At 45.9% G+C, this 19656-nt stretch carries 13 protein-coding genes; 6 read left to right on the top strand and 7 right to left on the bottom strand.

Annotated elements, in window-relative coordinates:
* Positions 1-250: 250 nt before the first annotated feature.
* Positions 251-2512 carry an EAL domain-containing protein gene (locus tag LVQ79_RS12550; RefSeq protein ID WP_232865323.1) on the top strand — a complete coding sequence of 754 codons (2262 nt, stop codon included), beginning with the start codon at positions 251-253 and terminating at the stop codon, positions 2510-2512.
* A gap of 108 nt (positions 2513-2620) precedes the next feature.
* Positions 2621-4006 carry a GGDEF domain-containing protein gene (locus LVQ79_RS12545; protein ID WP_232865194.1) on the top strand — a complete coding sequence of 462 codons (1386 nt, stop codon included), beginning with the start codon at positions 2621-2623 and terminating at the stop codon, positions 4004-4006.
* Positions 4007-4108: 102 nt separating this feature from the next.
* Here the strand turns inward: LVQ79_RS12545 and potE are convergent, their stop codons facing one another.
* Complete coding sequence (gene potE, locus LVQ79_RS12540) at positions 4109-5533, bottom strand: putrescine-ornithine antiporter (protein ID WP_232865193.1); 1425 nt, start codon at positions 5531-5533, stop codon at positions 4109-4111.
* Positions 5534-5567: 34 nt separating this feature from the next.
* Positions 5568-7871 carry an Orn/Lys/Arg family decarboxylase gene (locus tag LVQ79_RS12535; RefSeq protein WP_232865192.1) on the bottom strand — a complete coding sequence of 768 codons (2304 nt, stop codon included), beginning with the start codon at positions 7869-7871 and terminating at the stop codon, positions 5568-5570.
* Between the two features lie 662 nt (positions 7872-8533).
* Between LVQ79_RS12535 and LVQ79_RS12530 the strand changes: the two genes are divergently transcribed.
* Entirely contained in the window at positions 8534-9280 is a 747-nt protein-coding gene (locus LVQ79_RS12530; protein ID WP_232865191.1) for a helix-turn-helix transcriptional regulator, read from the top strand.
* Positions 9281-9871: 591 nt separating this feature from the next.
* Complete coding sequence (gene fimZ / locus LVQ79_RS12525; protein ID WP_232865190.1) at positions 9872-10504, top strand: fimbria biosynthesis transcriptional regulator FimZ; 633 nt, start codon at positions 9872-9874, stop codon at positions 10502-10504.
* A 207-nt stretch (positions 10505-10711) separates the two neighbouring features.
* On the opposite strand, the gene sfmF is transcribed toward fimZ, so the two are convergent.
* The 5 genes from sfmF to fimA form a co-directional block, all read right to left on the bottom strand.
* On the bottom strand, positions 10712-11230 hold the full coding sequence (gene sfmF, locus LVQ79_RS12520) for a fimbria assembly protein (RefSeq protein WP_232865189.1): 519 nt from the start codon (positions 11228-11230) through the stop codon (positions 10712-10714).
* Positions 11223-12227: a type 1 fimbria D-mannose specific adhesin FimH gene (gene fimH, locus LVQ79_RS12515; RefSeq protein ID WP_232865188.1), complete on the bottom strand. Its 1005-nt coding sequence runs from the start codon at positions 12225-12227 to the stop codon at positions 11223-11225. The genes sfmF and fimH overlap by 8 nt, the downstream gene beginning before the upstream one ends.
* A gap of 17 nt (positions 12228-12244) precedes the next feature.
* Entirely contained in the window at positions 12245-14812 is a 2568-nt protein-coding gene (locus tag LVQ79_RS12510; RefSeq protein ID WP_232865187.1) for a fimbrial biogenesis usher protein, read from the bottom strand.
* 34 nt (positions 14813-14846) lie between these two features.
* Positions 14847-15542, bottom strand: a complete 696-nt coding sequence (gene fimC / locus LVQ79_RS12505) for a type 1 fimbria chaperone FimC (RefSeq protein WP_255668943.1) — start codon at positions 15540-15542, stop codon at positions 14847-14849.
* Positions 15543-15659: 117 nt separating this feature from the next.
* Complete coding sequence (fimA, locus tag LVQ79_RS12500) at positions 15660-16211, bottom strand: type 1 fimbrial major subunit FimA (RefSeq protein ID WP_154155513.1); 552 nt, start codon at positions 16209-16211, stop codon at positions 15660-15662.
* A gap of 438 nt (positions 16212-16649) precedes the next feature.
* Between fimA and LVQ79_RS12495 the strand changes: the two genes are divergently transcribed.
* Both LVQ79_RS12495 and LVQ79_RS12490 read left to right on the top strand, forming a co-directional pair.
* A complete protein-coding gene (locus tag LVQ79_RS12495) occupies positions 16650-19064 on the top strand; it encodes a DUF3772 domain-containing protein (RefSeq protein WP_502258314.1) in 2415 nt (804 codons plus the stop codon).
* 201 nt (positions 19065-19265) lie between these two features.
* The gene (locus LVQ79_RS12490) at positions 19266-19649 is read left to right on the top strand and encodes a hypothetical protein (RefSeq protein ID WP_232865186.1); all 384 of its coding nucleotides are present in this window, start codon (positions 19266-19268) and stop codon (positions 19647-19649) included.
* The last annotated feature ends 7 nt before the right edge of the window (positions 19650-19656 follow it).

The raw sequence follows: 19656 nt of genomic DNA, 5'->3' as shown, positions 1-19656 counted from the left end.
CATAAAACAACATTCACAGCATGTTAATAACATTTGTTTTTGGCTAATCATACATTTCGTTTGACTAGTCACTTAAATCCATATGAAAATTAATAGCAACTTATTGGTTTAGTGTTTGTTGAATGAATCACGGATAAGATTAAAAACATCATGGCTATCATTAGACTGTTTATAATCGAAAAGTAAACCATTGTGAGTAAGAACCATGGGGCTTAGAAGTTTTTTTGTAAAAATGGACACACCTGTGGTCATGGAAACTGAGTTAGCTAAAAGAAACTCAAGGATCAGAAAAAGTACAGCGTTCAATCAATGGCAAAATTCTCCATTGATGCATTTCGCACGCCCTGAAAACTTAAAAAAATACATCGTGCTCTGCCTTTCATTTATTCTCTTGTATTCATTTGCAGACAAACTGAGTAACAGCATTGAGATTTCTGGTACAACTATCAGACTCTACGATCTCACGTTGCCAGTGATTTCCGCGCTACTCATTTTGTATAATAAAAAAGCCATTCCTGCCCTCTCTCTGTTTGCGCTATATAGCTTTCACACACAACCTTTATCCCAGTTCCTGGATACAACATCTCAACTCGTAGCGGCTTTAGTTAGCACAAAAGTCTATTTTCTTGCCACCGGTAAACGTGGGGCGGTCAGTTTCGGACGTAGTAGTCTCAGCGCTCAGCGCATAATTTGGTTGATATGTTTTAACACCATTATTTTCACATTGGTTCAACAGTGGTTATTACTAAAGTTTCATTTTATATCCGATATTAATGTTTTAAACACTCCCACGCTGATTAATGTGCAATGGATGTTAACATCCTGTATTACAGGAACTCCTTTCTGCTATCTCATTTTACGGGCGTGCTACAAACCAGTCTGGTTTTTTAGTTATTTGAACCAGTTAAAAACATTAATTACATCAGGGCCGCGTGCAATCTACCAATTAATCTGGGTAATATTGGTGATTGGAATTATGTATTGCCTGATTTATTTGCACGGCGACACCTTAATATTTACAGATTACACTATAGTCTGGCTATTGCCAGTTATGCTCTGGGGTGCAATTTGCCTGGGCCATGCACTAATCTCTCCCCTGTGGGTAGTCATGCTCATTTTATTGAGCGACTATATTGATAATTACATATCAATAAATAATGAGTTTACATTTAACCATTATGTCAGCCACCTGGCTCTTTCTTGTTCGATGATTTTTACCTTTTCACTAACAATTGTTATCGTTGGTGTATTGGCTACACGCATTCTAAAGTACATTAGAAGTCTCAAGCGACTTTCTTTATCAGAGCCACACACTGGGTTACCTAATCTCCTTGCATTAAAAAACGATATCATTCGTTACCCACACTCTGGGTTATGTATTATTCAATGCCCTGAATTAAATACGCTAACACAATCTCATGGAATAACGTTTCGCTTCGAATTCGTTAAAGCTGTTTTTTCTTATTTAAGCCCATTACTTATGGATAATGAAAAAATGTTTTACAGCCCTGGATATGGGCTTATCTTGCGCCTTAACAAGGTAGATGACGATATTATCCGCCCTTACTATAAGGCAATGTCAACTTTTCGTTTTTCCTGGGCTGAAATGGAGGTGGGTCTCAATTTTGGCATGGCATACATGGTGTATGGCAAATGTATCAATAATCTATCTTATGTCGTGGGGCAGCTTAATGCCCGTGCTTATGTATCGCTAAAGCAAGGTAAACCAGAAGCGCTTAATATCTTGCACCCAGGCGATCAGACCGTCAGTTCGGGAGCTATACGCCATCTTCTGCAAAAATCGATAGACCGTAAATCATTTATGCTCGTTGCTCAGCCAATAGTTTCAACTAAAAACAGCAGCCAGTATTATGAAATTCTTATTCGCATGAAGACGACCAACGACAAAATATTCTTCCCGGATACTTTTTTACCGGTGGCTGAGGAAGCAGGATTGCTTGCACAAGTGGATTTGACTGTAATTGAACAAACATTTCAGTTTATGCAATCCCTGGATCAATCTAAATCTGATACTCGTTTTTCCATCAATTTGACACCTCAATCGCTTAGTAGAAAAGATTTTCTGGATAGTCTGAATGTTCTTTTAAAGAACTACTTAATACGCCCTGAACGGATCATCTTTGAAATTATCGAGTCAGATATTATTGATAATATTAATGCATCCAGTGTCCTGCAGGAACTACGCAAACTTGGATGTCAAATTGCGATTGATGATTTTGGTACAGGAGCATCCAGTTACTCTCGCCTCAAGACATTAGATGTCGACATACTTAAAATAGATGGTTCATTCATACGTAATGTTGTGAACGATAAGTTTGACCGGCTAATAGTGATGTCATTTAGTGAAGCAGCTAAATTTAAAAGTCTGGAAGTTGTCGCAGAGTTTGTTGAAAGTGAAGAAATAAAACAAATGCTAATATCGATGGGAGTTGAATGGTTACAGGGATATCATACCGGGAAACCTGTCCCAATTGAGTCTCTATGGTCGTAATTAATAAACACTCTAATTCATATATTGCTCTATTGTGTTGATAGTTAGATTGGGAAGTCACCTGGAATGATACTTACGCTGAACAACTTTTTCTATAAATGCTATCCAATGATAATCTTATTTATAATCACTACACTGACAACTGTCATAGGTATTATTGAAAGAGTTAATGGACCATTTTCTTTAGTTTGGTTGACCAATGCTATAACCATTGGTGTGTTATTACGCTTTTACCAACGTGTTAACTGGCGTCATTATTTAATTTGTTGCGCAGGGATGGTGTTGCCAGATTTATTAATCGGTACACGTCTCAACCAGGTTTTACTGATGACCATTGCCAATATCATCACAATTTCAATAGGTTATATCACTTTACATCGCTTCGCTACGCGTACCGACGAAGATGAATGGCTTGGTAGCTTACATAGCGTTCCGCAATGGTTATTACTCTGCCAACCCTCTCTTATTATAGGTTCGTTAGTAGGCTCAGGGGCATTATTTGCTCTGTATGGTAATGCATTTTTTCAAACAGCATTTTATTGGTACTTAAACGAGTCGCTTGATTTTATAGTATTTTTACCAGTCATTTTGGCAGCTCCAAAAATACTTAAATCTTTCGAAAATGCGTTTCTACATATTATTCCGTCTATTCTATTATTGTTTGCCTTTATTTTTATAACAGACAAAATATATTTCCTGATGGCGTCAATACTGATTATTCCAACCATCATATGGCTAGCGCTTTCAGGCAATCTATTTCTAACAACCTTTGGTATCAGTATGAATGGTGCATTCTTTTTTATGTGGATCATTCACTCTACGCATGGTTATCTACATTTTTCTGAGAATATCTACATCTCTGCTGTCAGGACGATTGTTGCAGTACTGGCGCTTTGCGCACTTACGATTGCGGTTGCAATTTCTGAACGAGATAAACTCTTTTCTAAGTTATCTCAACTTGCTAATCACGATGACTTGACCGGTATTCTCAATCGCCGGGCATTTACTAAAGCAGCGGAGGCAATTACGTCGTCATTGAAGAAAGGAGATATCTGTTCAATGGTTTTAATTGATATTGATTTTTTCAAGAAAATAAATGACGTATGGGGGCATCAAAAGGGAGATAAGGTTCTCGTTGCCTTTTGCCAACGTTTAAAACAGTTTACCCCCGATAGTCAATTATTTGGACGCGTAGGCGGTGAAGAGTTTGCCCTGTTGCTTGCTAATACTCCGGAGATAAACCACCAGGAATTAACCAATACTATTGTTAATGAACTGTCCAGAAACCCTCTTATTATTGATAATGAGCCGTTCCCCCTAACAATTAGCGCAGGTATGGTCAGGTGGTCTGAAGGGCAGAAATATGAGACTTTGTTTAAATATGCAGATCAGGCTTTGTATCAAGCAAAAAATAATGGCCGCAATCAATGGTGCAAATATCAACATGTTGAGCATATTAATGAAGACTCAAACTTTACGCCGTCGCTTAACTGAAGGGGATGTGGCTGGCAGAAAACGAAGTGGATCGGTGAAAGCAAGCACGACACGCCTTCCTTTCACACGATTCACACTTCCCTTACACGATCTGTTTTAACTCTATTTTTGATCGAATGGCACGGCTGGGACCTCTTCTGCTCCGGAGATGACATGATCTGGATGTAATCTCTGTTCATCTTTCACAAAACGTGCACTAACCACGCCGTAGAACGTGAAGCCCAGGATGGTAGCAACCCCACCATACATGAGTGCCTGATCGCCTGAGTTAACCAGCGCAAAATAGCTATACGCCGCGCCAACCAACGCAATAGCGTTGTTAATCATTGCCTTACGCCGTGGGGTATGAGCTATTTCCTGTATGGTGACCAGAGCCGCCATCGAGAGGATATACGGGATGAGGTTAGTCACTACTGACAGATCGACAATCGCCGAGAACTGATCCGAAACGCCCGTATTACTGAAACTGGTTTGCGTTAGCCAACCCAGTCGCGTTCCGTCGTGGCTGACGGGTATGGACAGCCAGCTCAAAAGCGTTTGAACCAAAAGTAATACCATCATACCGACGATAGGTGTTCCCGCTTTGGTGCTTTTAGAAAAAATCTTCATAAAGTATCCAACGTCCGCCGAGCTTTTAAAAACCTGCGCGGTGGTGAACTGCCATCCCAATAGCGAACCAATACAGGCAAGAATCATTAAACCCGTAACGATATTCCCGATCTCCGGGGTAAACATCTTCGCAAATGCCAGGCCAAAAGGCGCATTCGAATTTGCCAAGTCCATATTAGGGATAATACCGGCAATAACGTTGGTGGAAACGATGTAGATAATTGCTGATCCTATCGTGCCAAAGAGCACGGCAATGGGAACATTTTTTTGCGGGTTTTCTACCGCATCGCAGTTTGCGCAGGCTGATTCGAGGCCTAAAAATGCCCAAAGCGTAATCGCTATCGATGAACCTGCGGCTTCGAGCATAGTTTTATGGTGTGGGTTCCAGCCAGCCATATATATTTTCGGTTCGAACCAGAACCAACCTACGGTGGAAATAACTACTACCGGTGCGATAACACCCCATACGGTTATACTGCCTAATTTACCGGTAATACTTGCTCCGCCAAAGTTAGCAATAGTGGTAAACCAAAGTAGCCCAATCGTCATCAACCCTATCTGTAAAGGATTAGGGTTAATATTAAACAAGCCGATAATATAACCAACAGCTGTTATCGCGATGGCTACGTTGCCGATGACAATTGCAACACCATAGGTATAGTTAGCAATATAATTACCCGCTTTGCCAAAAGCATACTCCGCATAGCCCCCCATGCCACCGGGTTTATTACTTATGGTACTACAGCAGGCAAATGCCCATGCTAAAGCGACCGAGCCCGTGGCGGTAATAAACCAGGAAAGGATAGATATCCCGCCAACCTGCGCTAATTTTGCTGGCAATAGAATAATTCCCGAACCCAGCATATTTACGGCAGTTAACATCGTTAACTGCGTAACGCTCATTTTTTTCACACTCATATCATATTCCCTTATTAAGACAAGCCCTGTTGTTTTACGAGCTATGCTTTAGGCACTGAACGTAATAATGTCCATCGATACTTTCGACACCGTGGGTGTCATGTGAAAAACCTGGGAACGCCCTGTCCCATGCCTGCAATACCTGTAAATAACGAATATGCGGGCTGTCTTTCGCACCTGCGCATTCGCCAGGCATGATCATTGGGATGCCCGGTGGATAAGGAACAACCCCTGTTGCTAATACACGTCCCTGCAAATCATCCACTTTGACCCTATCAATTTCGTTATGAACCAGCTTGACGTAAGCATCCGCTGGCGTCATGTGCGGTTGTGGAATCGTTGAAAACGCCTGAGCCTGAATAGCAAGAGTTTGATTCGCCTTCATAAAGGCGAACATGGTGTCGGAGAGCGTTTTCAGCCCCATAGTTTCATAACATGGCGGGACGTCGCTTTTGTGTTCATACAGCACTTCGCTGACCGGCAAATTATTATCGTAAGCTTCTTTAAATCGCAGCAGCGCATTCACCAGCGTTCCGTATTTACCTCTCGTCACGCCAAGTGAGAATAAAAAGAGCACGGTAAAATCGGTGGTTTTCTCTACCTGAATGCCTCGCTGGCTTAAAAATGCCGTTAGAAGAGTAGCCGGAATACCAAAATCTTCGAGCGAACCATCGCTTGCGACACCGGGTGTAACAACGGAAACTTTGATAGGGTCGAGCATGCAATAGTTGTTTTCTATTTCTTTAAAGCCATGCCAGCTATCCCCAGAACTCAGCTTCCAGCAGGCTGGATCGGTAATTAGCAGTTCATCCGGTGCATCTTCGAAAGCAATTCTTTCATTAGTGGAAGGATCCGTCACATAATCCGCGTTCCAGGTTGAGAAGAACCAGTCATTCTCTTTATTCACCTGGCGCTTAATTTTACGGACTGCCTTTCTGAAACTTACCGCCTCGGTAATCGATTCCGTGGTCAATGCTTGCCCGCCAACACCACTCATCATCTCCGCCGAAACTTCATTGGAGACGATAATAGGATAAAGTGGCGAAGTTGAAGCATGCATCATATAAGATTCGTTAAAACGCTCATGTGGCACGGTATTACGTCCGTCGCGAATACCAATTAACGAGGCTTGCGAAAGTGCGGCTAACAGTTTGTGAGTTGAAGTCGTGGTAAATATTGTAGGTTTATCTTTTGGATAATCCTCAGGTTCCCCATACATACCAAAATGCTCGCGATATATTGGGTTAAATCTTGCGTAACCATACCAGGCTTCGTCAAAGTGAATACGATCGACGCTGGCGTCCAGCAAATCGATAACGGTAGGCACGTGATAAATTAAGCCATCGTAAGTTGAATTAGTAATAATGGCATGTACGGCTTTCTGTGATTTATCTTTGGCAAGCGGATTAGCCTTAATCGCTGCACTGATTGATTCATGGTGTAAATTTCTGGCATACACAGGGCCAATAATGCCGAGATTATTACGCGATGGCAGTAAATATGTTGGTATAACTCCCGTCATGGTCAGCGCTTGTTCTGTTGATTTATGCGCATTACGGTCGCACAGCGCGTAATCATTACGTGCCACGGAAGACATCATAATCACACGGTTAGACATAGACGAACCATTCGTCACGGTATATGCGCGGTCAGCACCGAATACTTTGGCGCAAAACTTCTCGCTCTCGCCAATAGGCCCGGAGTGATCGAGTAACGAACCCAGTTCGCCAACTGAAATAGAAAGATCGGAGCGCAATAAGTTCTCGCCAAAATAGTCATGAAAAATACGACCAACGGGTGATTTGAGAAAAGCAGTACCGCCAGTATGACCGGGCGTATGCCAGGAATATTCAAATTTGTTGGCAAAATTTATCACTGCTTTGGTTAAAGGAGGGGTGATATTTTCGCGATAACGTAACATGGCTGCATAAATTCTTCCGGAAATAAAGAATGCTGTATCTTCTAGAAGCCAGATTAACTCATCTGTTTGACGCATGACATCAGCCGTCAAGTGGGATTCGCTACTCCTTTCAATCATCAAAAAAATGGGAATGTGAACATTTCGTGCTCTAGCAATATTAATTATTTGTCGAGCTTCCTGATTATATTCATCGTTATCCTGCATCTTCCAACTTAATACTATGCATTGAATAGTGGTGTCAGAATGCACAATTGAGCACGCATCTTCGGCATTAGCGGAGTAAGTAACGTTAATTCCTCTTTGCTTTAAATCGGTAACTATATCTCCAACAGCTCGGTTCATAGCAGAAAATTGCGGCTGTTCTGCATGTATCATCAAAACATTAAAACCAACCAACCTTTCACTGGTAATGTTCACTTGATTCTCCATTATTTTATTTATAATCAGTAGTTGCGTCATAAAAATTTAGTTCAGGTAGGGCATCTCGATGCTATTCCCCAGTAAACCACATAGTCAATACGGTTAAGTTCCTAAAAATAATTCATTTGAACGGCGCACTAAGGATTAAATATAATAAAGGTGTTTATTTCAAATGTGCCCGGACAACTCTAAGAGCCACACTTTATTTCATTGCATACAAATTATTATCTTTTTTAGTTGTGAGTAACTAAAAAATAATGGCCGCAATCAATGGCAGGATTACCTGCCTTGCGAAAACATGAACCCTAACCAAAATTTTTCACCGTCATTATTATAGACATTTACATCCAGGCGGTAGCCATCTTGATATAAATATAAACCTCCCGCCCCTTGGTTATTATTTTAAGAAACCCCTTATATTTACTTAAGTCAATTCTAATATCTAACCTGATTTTTTCATGTCAGGATTTATTGCAACGATATAATCGTAAGCTATATAAAATTAACTTACGATTATCAGCGGTATTGACAAAGAGTCTATTTCAGCACTGACAGGTGCTGTTGATGAAAGAATATGGAAATGATTATTAATGCACCACTGACTCACGCCCAAATCGCGATTCACAAACCTTTTCTTTGCGCTGCGGGTTACTGAAGATTTGTACATAGCCGCGCGTAAACGTAGATTTCGACGCATCAAAAATGGCGATCTGACACATTTTCATAGCCGGTTGGCCCCGATTGTCTTTGACCGCATTGAGTCTCTACAACAGCAAATGTATGCGAAGCAGTTGCCGGAACCACTCGATATCATCCTCGTGACCAGTGACTACTACTTGTCGCTGGCACTGACTGAGTACTTTTTTAAGTTCCAGCGAACTCATGTCTGCGCAAACCTGGATGAGGCTGAAGTTATGCTTAAACAAACTCCACAACCGCGAGTGTTCATCGATCTGGATGGCGTAAGCGAGCCAGCAATGGATGTGCTAAATATGATCAGACAATGGCAACAAACCTGGCCACATCTGAATATGATGCAACTGACTGCCTGCCGTTGTATTGAAGTCGCCCGACTGATCGATGCGGCATCAACCTTCCCTGTGGTGGAACGGCGACTGAGAATTACCGATCTGCTTATTCTGCTGACTGAAAAGCGAGCCCGGCAAGATTGGTCCAATGCTCAGGATGGGTCACGCTCAGTCCCACTTTCAAAGCGGGAATGGAATATTCTGCTGGCCGTGGCAAAAGGAGAGTCGCTGAAAGCTATTGCCGCGTCATTAAACAAACCCTACCACTCTGTGGTTTATACCCTTGGACGGGTTGCCGCTCGTATAGGAACAGGGAACAACAAGTCACTGATACATTTGCTTAATAAATTGTCCTGTGCGTCATCAGGGAAAGTATAGCTGCGCTAACTAACCGACTTCCGAGTGAAAGCCAGGAAACGACTTATTTTCAATGCTCGCGATTTGTTAAATAAGAACAGTTTATTAACAATTACAACTATTCCTGGAGAATCAGTTTCCCGCAAACTATGCCGCTTCCCGACGATTAACCACGTAATCACTCTGTGCTACGGATAACAAATAGGAAACATTCGAGACTTCTCACTATTCTTCATGTTCAAAACAATCTTTTTTCCCAAATATTTCACTTAACACAGACACACCTACCAAATAACAATTAATTAACCAATTTAATTAGAATTTGATCACAGCATTATTCCCCGAGCATAACAGTGGCCTTTTTCTTAAATAATATGGCTGTATAATCAACCTATTCATTTATCTAATTTGAATAGATTGATTTTCTTATTGAAATAATTTTTTGTTTCACTCGCAGCCATTAGAAAACAGTACTTATGAAGGAAGTTTTTAAGTTCAAGGGAGCATCTTGCATACATTATAAAATACGAAATAGTGAAACACCTTTTCACTTTCGCCGCCAGTGACTTTGCGTCAATGCGATATGTTCCTCAAAAAATTAGAGGCAAGAATATGAAACCTGCATCCGTAATTATTATGGACGAACACCCTATTGTCAGAATGTCGATAGAGGTACTGCTACAGAAAAATAAAAATATTGATGTGGTGATGAAAACCGACGACAGCCGGGAGGTGGTCAACTATATGCGCTCCCACTCTGTCGATTTAGTGATTCTCGACATTGAACTGCCGTCCATTGATGGCTTCACTTTATTAAAAAGAATCAAGAGCATACAAGCTGACACTCGTATACTGTTCTTATCTTCCAAGTCTGAGAGGTTTTATGCGGGCCGTGCTATTCAGGCCGGGGCAAATGGGTTTGTCAGTAAAAGGAAGGAGCAGGAAGATATCTATCATGCGGTAGAAATGTTGCTTGCAGGGTATTCGTTTTTCCCCTCCGAAACGCTGGAGTTAATCAGTAATCCGGGTTCGCGTAACGGAGTGACTGACGATACGCCATTATCAAACAGAGAGATAACCGTATTACGCTACCTTGCCAATGGTTTATCCAATAAGGAAATTGCCGAACAACTTCTGCTGAGTAACAAAACCATCAGCGCGCATAAATCTAATATATTTTCCAAGCTACATGTCTCATCGATTGTCGAGCTTATCGATTACGCCCGAGTAAAAGAACTATTATAACTGCGCATCACATTACTATTTTAAATTAAAAAAAACGGGTTATTACTTAACACCATTCATTTAAGCTAATGAATGAGGGGAAACGCCGGAATTTGGTTCCCGGAGGGACGCCAAACCCGGTGGTCGCCCCGGATATTTCACTCTTAAACTAACGGCGTTAGGTTCGAGCCCGGTTTTTATTTAATTTAATGATGCCAGATAGGCTTTCTAATAATAATTAATCATAAACGTGGCATCTGCGTCGGCTTGCCCGGCTTGGGGGTTATCGGCAAGCGCGATGTAATTTGCAAAAAAAGTTAATTCCGCATTTCCGTTGGCATCGACTGGCACATCCTGGCTTGCCTGCTCAAGGGGCAGACGGGTTTTATCTTTATCGCGCAACTCGACGGCCACATTTGTCGCCCCGCTTGTGTTATTAAGCCCCAGTAAACCGGGGTTACCCGTGGCTTGCTTCCCAGAAAAGGTAATTGATGCTGCACCCGGCGGGCAGCCGTTCAGCTTCAACGTGAAAGGCATGCTTTGCGTAGTGCTGCCTGCGGTGCGCAGTTGTTTGGTCGGCCAACGCCCAAGCTGCACTGTTTTATTGTCATCCCCAATTTCGACGTAACAGCTGAAATCCACCACGTTGCCGCGAAGTTCTATATTGATGGCCCCGAGCGAAGTGTCAGCCTGAGCATGACTCGCCAGACTTGCCGCCAACCACAGCAGCATCGCAATTTTAGTCATAATCCACCCGCAAATAGCCCCGCGCACTAAACGGCCCTTCCGACGGTTTGTTCCCTGTCACGCTTACCGGCCAGGCCCGAATCCCCACTTGCGCCGCAGCTGCATCGTCGAGACGGAAATTGATTTTGCTGCCCAAATTGTTAGGAATAAATGGCGTTCCGCTGCTATCGGCAACGATAAACCCGAGATCGTTATTATTTGAAACCATCATATTACCGGACGCTTTCTCCGCCTCCACCCGCAGAGAAAGATAGGCCTGCGCCGCCACATTGGTGCATTTAATAGCGATGGTTTTAGTTTGCGGCGTCACGCCTTGCGGTCGATTCCCGGCCCCGGCCTGGCTAAACAGCGCAGCACCAATGTCGCCAAAATCAAATTCAACGATTTGCCCGGCGTTGATTTCACAGCTTTGTGGCACTTCAATTTTGCCGCTGTAGCTAATGGTATAAACCGGAGTGGTGAGTGGGTCGGTGTTTCGCGTCGTGACATATACCGTAAACATGGTCTGCCGTGGAATCGGCACCATATTGATAAAACGCCTTGTCACTTTGAGTTTAAAAACCAGCTTCGAATCCTGAACCGGAAACGGCTGCTGTTTGGACACATTGCCGTGGGTTCCCATCTGAATATAGTTGCGCGGCGGGTAAAATTGCCCGGCGTAGCTGTCCGTGATACTCATCGCCCCTTCGAGATAATCATTGAGCTTGATGTACTGGTAACCGCCGATCACTTCTTGCACCGGCAAGGTACTCACGTAACTGCGCATCGTGGTGTTGCCGGTGGTTCCTTGCGGACAAGTGGCATTGACACCGATCCAACCCGACTTTTCCGCGAGGGTGATGATTTGCCCGACGTTATTGTTTGCGCTGGTGAAGACGTCGGACAGATCGTAAAAAATATCCGCTGGCACGCCATTGGAGTTTTGGCAGACAGTGGCAAACGCCGGAAGTGCATATACCCACAGCGCCGCCCCTGCTAAAGATGTCATCAATTTCATAAACAGATCCCTGAATCCTATGAACAGGTCGCATTCGCCACGACAATCGCCTGATTCAGGCTTTCAGGCGGTAATGTAAATGGTGCGAAACACTGTGACCCTTTGCCCTCGCCCCACTGAATCAGTAGTTTTCCCTGGAGTGGCAAGCCGCTGAGGTAAATTTGCCCGTCATCGCCGACCATACTGGTGATGCCCGTGATTTCTTCGCGCACCACCGAGCCGAACGGTACTGCTCGCCCACCACGGGTTACGGTGATGATTGCCCGCACGCCCACGCGCGCCTTAAATTCCGCACGCACCAATGCGCCATCCGTAGGCACCACGCTGCTGACGTTGTTTTCAATGTCGGTGTGGTTATCCATGGTGTTGGTATCGAGAGCGATACGGTTGTGGCGATATACCGTGGCGTAAGGCATCACCGCATATCCGCGCCAGTCGGTTTTCACCCCGGGCTGGTTTTCGACACCAACCCCGCTGGCTCCCTGTGCTTTTATTAATACGTTGGTGTCACCAAGCGGCTGGCTAAACGTGATGCCATCGGCGTGACCCACCACGCCGCCAGAAGCCTGCCAGTTGTAGTCGTGTTGGTCGCGGTCGTAGTTGTAGCCCAGCCCCAATGTGCCGTAGGTAGCCTGCCAGTTAGCCGAGGCACTTCCGCTGTAACCGTTAGTGTCGCTGTGGCCTTGAGTGACGCTGTAATTGAGGTTTCGGTCTTCAAGTAATGTTCCGCCGATACCTGTTTGCACAGTGGCATCGCCATCTGCGTTGTTACTGGCAGCAAAAGTGGCGTAAGCGCGATCGATGGTGCTGGTGCGCGAATAGCCATGCCCCAGCAGGGTGCTAAATGGCACCGAAAGGTTAAAGGCCATAATGCGATCGCTATCGGCGATCCCGACGGATTTGCTCCACGACATCGAAAATGAGTAGCTGATCCCGCGCCAGCCGCTGGCATACCCGGCCTGATACCAGGTGTTGTTCTGGCTGGTTTCCCAGTAAGTTTGCTGGCTGCCTGAAACATAGAGCGACCCGTAATCACCGAGCGATTGAGAAACGTTGATTTGAAATCGCCCGCGCTTGCTGTAACGCAAGTTGTGGTAGCTCTGCACAACCGGCTCATTTTTGCGTCCACCATCCGCTTCATCGGCGTATTCGTAGCCTTCGATATTTTTGTATGCCACCTCATCAAGCGTATAAAAACCACGCGTGGAATAGCGATATCCCAACAACTGGAAGTTAGTGCCGTAACCGCTGAGGGATTTGGCGTACAGGAATCGTAGCGACTGGCCCTGATGTTTGCTGTCATCTGCAAGTCGGCTGCTGGCGTGGGTAATATCCATTGAAAGTGCCCCCCACTCCCCGAGATTTTTCCCGGCCCCCAGCGCCACTGATGTGTAGTCTTCGGCAAGCTGAGTGCCGCCATAGGCGGTAAAACCGTAGGGTAAACCCGCAATCAGGGTGGCCTGGGTGAAGAATGGCGTATCCTGTTGGTCGCTTCCGCTACGGAAATCCCCGGCCACCAGGTCGAATTTCAGCCGCCCTTCCCGTTGCAATAACGGGACGGTGGAATAAGGCACGGTGTATTTTTGCTGGGTACCGTCTTTTTCTTCGAGAGTGACCTCCAGATCGCCGCTGGAAGAGGTGGGATTGAGGTCACTGATAGTAAATGCACCTGGTGAAACGTAGCTTTGGTAGATCACAAAACTGTTCTGGCGAATGGTGATTTTAGCGTGGGTTCGCGCGATACCACGTACCGTTGGCGCGTAACCTTGCAGGCTGTCGGGGTACATACTGTCAGCCGAGTAGAGCCGCGCCCCGCGAAATCCCAGACTGTCGAACACATCGCTACCCGTGTTGCTGTCACCTAATACCAGCTCGCTTTTGAGTGGAATAATCGTCCGTTGCACATAGGTGCTGATGTTGTTCCAACTGTTAGCGTGGTAGCCATCACCGCGAGTGTAGTTCCAGGCACCGCTGTTACGCAGCCGCCAGGCTCCGTAGTTCACACCACTATGCAGGCTTAAATAATAGTTTTCGTCGTCGCTGCCATGGTTGCCGGTAAAACTGTAGTTGAGCAGCGCTGCCGGAATCCCTTCGTCCCACTCCTGCGGCGGTATATAGCCCCGGGCACTGTTAAGCAGCGATGCCTGCGGCAAACTGATATCCAGGCGTAGTTTGGCAAAATCGAAATTTGTCTCGGAATCAGGGATCAGCACCGCGAGCGGCACACATTCTCCGGTCTTAAACTTCGCAAGCGCTGGATAAGCGAGCATGTTCAGGCCCAGGCGCTTCAACCAGTCAGTGTCGAGACATGGTACCAGGCCGCTCGATTCTGCTTTTCCGCCACTGGCGTCGCTGGCAATAAAACGGAGATCCTGGGTCGAGATAAATTCATCGTTACGCAAGATGTCCACGCGATAGACACCCGGTGCCTGATGGCTACCTTTTTCAAAACGCGATAAATCTGCCACGGCGGCATCTTCTGCCGACAAAAACCCAGGGTTAAAGTAACTTTCCCCGGAGCTGATTACCGGCCACAGTGCGGTTACTATCATCGCTGCAAGCGGGGTGACTGACTTGTTGATCATCTGCCAGATATCCTTGTTGCGCAGATTACCTGCATCACAGCATTACGCCCGCTTGCACAGGCGTCACCGCGCCGTAGTCGTTCACCGTCTGGAAGGAGATAGCACCTTTCAGCACAGGCGAAACCGCCACTTGCGATACGCTCTTTGGCGCGACCATGGTATTGGCGAGCTTTTCGTTGCCGACTTTCAGATTGACGGTGCTGACGTAATACGGTGAAGGATTGTGAACGCTCAGTTGCCCGCCGCTGCGGCTAAAGCGCAGTTGTTTTAGCGCCTCTTCTGGCTGCATTTTCAAGTTTTGAGGACGCACAAACAGCTTGATGCGCGACAAAATCGCCAGTTGCAGTACGTTGCTGCCGTCGAGATTATTTTTATCGACCGAGGGAATCGCTTTTACGTTCATCCAGAAAATAGTTTCGCGGTCTGTTGGCAACGGTGGCCCGGCGTAAATAATACGAAGTGTGTTTTCGCTCGATGGCTCACTAACAAAAAGCGGAGGCGTGACAATAAAACTTTTATCTCTGGCACCTGCACTATTTTCAATCCACGAGTTCACCAGAAAGCGCTCTTTGTTATCACTATTATTAATTGAGAGCGATGTTTGTTTTGCCTCGGCAGGATAAATAACCCGTGTTGCACCCAGTGCAACGCCCCCGGCAGCTTGTGCATTAAAGCAAAACATTAACAGGCACAGCATTATGGCCGAGCCTTGTTTAAATAAAGTCGTCATCACACGGCACCATCATTATTACTAACATTAAAATGTTTAATTCAGGAATAATGAATTTCTGTTCGTCAATAAAAGAAGCCTCATTTCTGAGGCTTGCGTTATCCCTGCAAAACTTAATTATTCGTATTTCATTACAAATGTCGCATCAGCGTTGGCCTGGCCTGCTGTTGCGATGGCTGCGGTAGATTTATAGCGCGCGGTGAACGGCAGGGTGTTCGTCCCGTCAATCAGTGTCTGCGCGGTGGAGAAGACAGTACCATCCGGGGTCAACACTTTCGATTTGCTGTCGAGGATTTCGATACCGACGCCGCCAGCCGTGGTGCTGTTGTCACCCGAGTTAATCGCCAGAAGCGTAGGGTCGGTGCCGTCAGTCTGGCCTGAGAATGAGACAGAAGCCAGGGTGGAGACTGTGGTATCGCAATCGTTAAGCACGATGGTGAATGGGATCTGCGCGGAGGTGTCACCCACTTTAGTAAACGCCGCCGTACGGTATTGGCCCAGTTTCACCGTTTGATCGGAAGACTGCGTGCTCACCGCACAGGCCGCATTCACCAGTTCACCTTTAAAGTGAACCGTACCGCCATTTACAGTCACTACATCGGCCTGTGCTGCACCGCTCACTAATGCAATACCTGCAACCAAAGAGGACGCAATTTTGCTGAATTTCATCGAGATTCCTTTAATTATTAAATTACCCTGTGTGAATAATGCATCCTTCATTATTCCAGTGAATAACCGGGGTCATATATAGCCAACCCCCTCACCTCAATCCTTAAGGAGACATTTATTTATCGTTAGCAATGAAGTCTAAATTAATATTTAAAACACCATCTCTTCGACGATGAGCAATTTAAGTTAAATGAATATTTAATAACATGTAACAAACCTTTATCTTGCCTCAGCAATGTCCTATTAAGCTCTAAGATATCGACCTACGACTTCCGGATGGATGAGTGATGCTGACGAAGAAGCACCATGAAGGGTGACGCATGGTGAATGAAACAGATAAAACCTGGTACACTCAGCGCCAATTCAAGATATTCTTAGCAAATTGTTTTTACGCCGCTAATTTATTGATTCACTGGATCTGTCCTGATGATACCAAAAATGTTAAAAATGCCTTTGCTTCTGTTGGCATTGTTGTCTTGTTTAATGGTGATGCCTTTCCCGTCTCATGCGGATGACCCTACCGGGCAAACAGCTAGTGAAGAGCCGGTTAAGATCAATGCCAGCACGGTCATTCCCGCGTTGCAAAAGCGCCTGGATTCACTTAAGCAGCGAGTATCCGCGGCTAAAACCGATAAACAGTTCACCAGCCTAAATGACGATTCGCAAAAATTGGTGAGTGAAGCCGATAAGCTCGCCGTTGCACTGGCACCACAATTAACTCAGGTTCAGGCGCAATTGGATGTTCTTGGACCGGCACCGGCACCAGGGGCACTGGCCGAAACGCCGCAAGTTGTTAGCCAACGCAAACAACTGAACAACAGTAAAACCTTGCTCACCACACAAATCGAGCAAACCAAAGCCATTGCAGTTGCCGCGCAAAACCTCTCTTCGCAAATTTCTGGATTGCGCCGCGATGCGCTGAAAACACAAATTGCCCTGAATACCGGCAGTATTCTTGGCGAAAAATTCTGGTCACCCGTATTCGAACCCAACGACAAAGACGCTGCACGCTTCGGTGAATTTGGCACTCAGATTAGTGATGCCTGGGCCGAGGCCTGGAGCGATGAATGGCGAATAGGTTCGGGTATCTATCTATTACTCGCGCTGGGGATTGGGGTATTTGGTCGTTTCGGGCTGGATAAACCAATGAACTGGATTCTGCCTCGCTGGCTGCCGCAAGGCCGCTTTCGCCGCAGTTTCCTCGCCTGTTTCACAACTTTAAGTACTACGCTGACGCTGGGTATCAGCATGCAGTTGCTGTGCTATAACTTCACGCGCCTGCCTGATACCTCACCATGGGTTAATGAGTTTGCCGGACAATTGGTCGAGCTGACCTATTTTTCCGCGGTGATTGCCGGTCTTGGCATCGCATTGCTCTCCAATAGTCACCCTTCCTGGCGTCTGCCGGGTATTGCCGACCCGCTGGCAAAAACGCTGGCGTCATTCCCGATTTTACTGGCAGCCTTCATATTTATCTTCGGTATCATCGAGCAGTTGAACTCGCTGGTTGGAGCGAGTATCGATGCCACGTTATTTGGTAATGGTCTGGCCGCTTTGCTAGTTGCGCTCAATTGCCTGATTGCACCTGTTCGCGTCAACCGGATACGCAGGAAAATGCGTGCCGAAGGCGAGCAAACAGAAGCGCGTTCAACCGTTGCGGGCCTTATTCACCTCGTCATCAGCCTCACCGCTTTTGTTATCCTGCTGGCGCTGTTGATTGGCTACATTCCACTGGCCCGTTTCGTCACCTTTGAATTGTTGTGGATTGGCCTGGTGGTTTGCAGCCTGTATCTGCTGATTCACTTCGTGGTGGACTTGTGTGAAGCGGTATTCTCTCCGTCAACCCACAGCGGGAAAATCCTTAAAAGCACGCTGAGTCTCAACGACCGCCATCTGTCGCTTGCAGCGACGTTGTTCTCAGCGGTTGGGAAGACATCACTGCTGGTAATGGCAGCAGTCGCTTTGCTTAACGGTACCTTCGGCACGACAACGCCAATGGAGTTACTGACTAAAATCGCTGATATGTGGGGCGGTAAAGGCCTCGAAGGGATGAACATCATCCCGGCACATGCACTTAATGCGGTGTTGTGTCTGGTGGTGGGCTGGTACGTTCTGCGCTCAACTCGTCGCTGGCTGGATAACGATTTCCTGCCAAAAACCAATATGGACCGCGGCCTGCGTGCTTCGCTGGTAACACTGTTCACTAACGTCGGTTACGTGCTGATTATCATGCTCACGTTGTCGATGCTCGGTATCGAATGGAACAAACTGGCATGGATAGTCAGCGCCCTGTCGGTTGGTATCGGTTTTGGCTTACAAGAAATTGTGAAGAACTTTATTTCCGGCTTAATTCTGTTAACCGAGCGTCCGGTAAAAGTGGGCGATCTGGTGAGTATCAGCGGGGTTGAGGGTGATATCCGGCGTATCAACGTACGTGCCACAGAGATTCAATTAGGCGATAAATCAACGGTCATTGTGCCGAATTCCCAGCTTATTTCGCAGAACGTACGAAACGCCACTATGGGCAATGCGCAGGGTGTCGCAACGATTAGCCTGACTTTCCCGCTGGATATCGACCCTGAGCAAGTCCGTAATTTACTGCTTGAGGCATATAATCTGCATGAATCAATTCTGGAAACACCTCAGCCCTCAGTCAGCTTTAAAGAACTGGGGCCAACCGGGATTGTGCTGAGCGTTACCGGTTATGTGAACAGCCCGCGAATGGTCAGCTCAACGCGAAGTGACCTGCTTTATGAGATCCTCAAAATGCTGCGCGCGGCAGGAATTAGCCTTAGCCAGACACAAACGATGATCCTTGAGCAGCCGAGAAGCAAAGTTGTAACCGAAGAGTAAATCCCTGGCCGCAATGTGCTAAACCAGATTGCGGCCATCATTTATCACTATTAAGAATATTCACCATAAAACCCATTCACCAATTTGATATAAATCAGTATCGGTCATCTCGCCCGGCAGCATTATCTCGCTCCGGAAATATTTCCCTTCTCATATTCACGCTTGTGAATAGATTGAGAACAAATTCTGATAAGAGAGTTAATGATGAGCAAACTGAAAACGTTAGTGATGGTTCTGGGTTTTGTCGCTTTTTCTGCTAGTGCTGCGCTGCCGCTGTTCAACGGTAAAGGCCACCCGGGTGATGTACATATCGACCAGGGCGGCCCGGTTTACCTGAACGGCAAAGAGATGAAGCTGAAGAAGGTGAACGATAACTACTACGAAGCGACAGGCCAGGGCGTTGTGCTGTCTATCTCCATAAATCCGGACGGAACTGCAGGTGTCAGTTGGACCGGTAAACATCGCGCAAACGGAATGATTGTCTCTGCAGAGCAAGCCGCCATTGACGCTAAAGGCGTATCCGGTCGTCCACTGGATTGCAGCCGTAGTGACCTGACCAAAGCAGAAGCGAAAGCCTGCCAATAAAAAAACC

Origin of the sequence: Buttiauxella cochleicola (assembly GCF_021282405.1) — a bacterium.
GTDB lineage: Bacteria > Pseudomonadota > Gammaproteobacteria > Enterobacterales > Enterobacteriaceae > Buttiauxella > Buttiauxella massiliensis.
The sequence above is the reverse complement of the archived record's forward strand: the minus strand, read 5'-3'. Positions and strand labels throughout refer to the sequence as shown.

Bases quoted from the DNA above. Each gene is read 5' to 3' on its own strand.
- sfmF (WP_232865189.1), bottom strand. From the start codon at position 11,230: ATGACTAAAATTGCGATGCTGCTGTGGTTGGCGGCAAGTCTGGCGAGT.
- fimC (WP_255668943.1), bottom strand. From the start codon at position 15,542: ATGACGACTTTATTTAAACAAGGCTCGGCCATAATGCTGTGCCTGTTA.
- potE (WP_232865193.1), bottom strand. From the start codon at position 5,533: ATGAGTGTGAAAAAAATGAGCGTTACGCAGTTAACGATGTTAACTGCC.
- LVQ79_RS12545 (WP_232865194.1), top strand. From the start codon at position 2,621: ATGATAATCTTATTTATAATCACTACACTGACAACTGTCATAGGTATT.
- fimH (WP_232865188.1), bottom strand. From the start codon at position 12,227: ATGAAATTGATGACATCTTTAGCAGGGGCGGCGCTGTGGGTATATGCA.
- LVQ79_RS12510 (WP_232865187.1), bottom strand. From the start codon at position 14,812: ATGATCAACAAGTCAGTCACCCCGCTTGCAGCGATGATAGTAACCGCA.
- fimA (WP_154155513.1), bottom strand. From the start codon at position 16,211: ATGAAATTCAGCAAAATTGCGTCCTCTTTGGTTGCAGGTATTGCATTA.
- fimZ (WP_232865190.1), top strand. From the start codon at position 9,872: ATGAAACCTGCATCCGTAATTATTATGGACGAACACCCTATTGTCAGA.
- LVQ79_RS12550 (WP_232865323.1), top strand. From the start codon at position 251: ATGGAAACTGAGTTAGCTAAAAGAAACTCAAGGATCAGAAAAAGTACA.
- LVQ79_RS12490 (WP_232865186.1), top strand. From the start codon at position 19,266: ATGATGAGCAAACTGAAAACGTTAGTGATGGTTCTGGGTTTTGTCGCT.
- LVQ79_RS12495 (WP_502258314.1), top strand. From the start codon at position 16,650: ATGTTAAAAATGCCTTTGCTTCTGTTGGCATTGTTGTCTTGTTTAATG.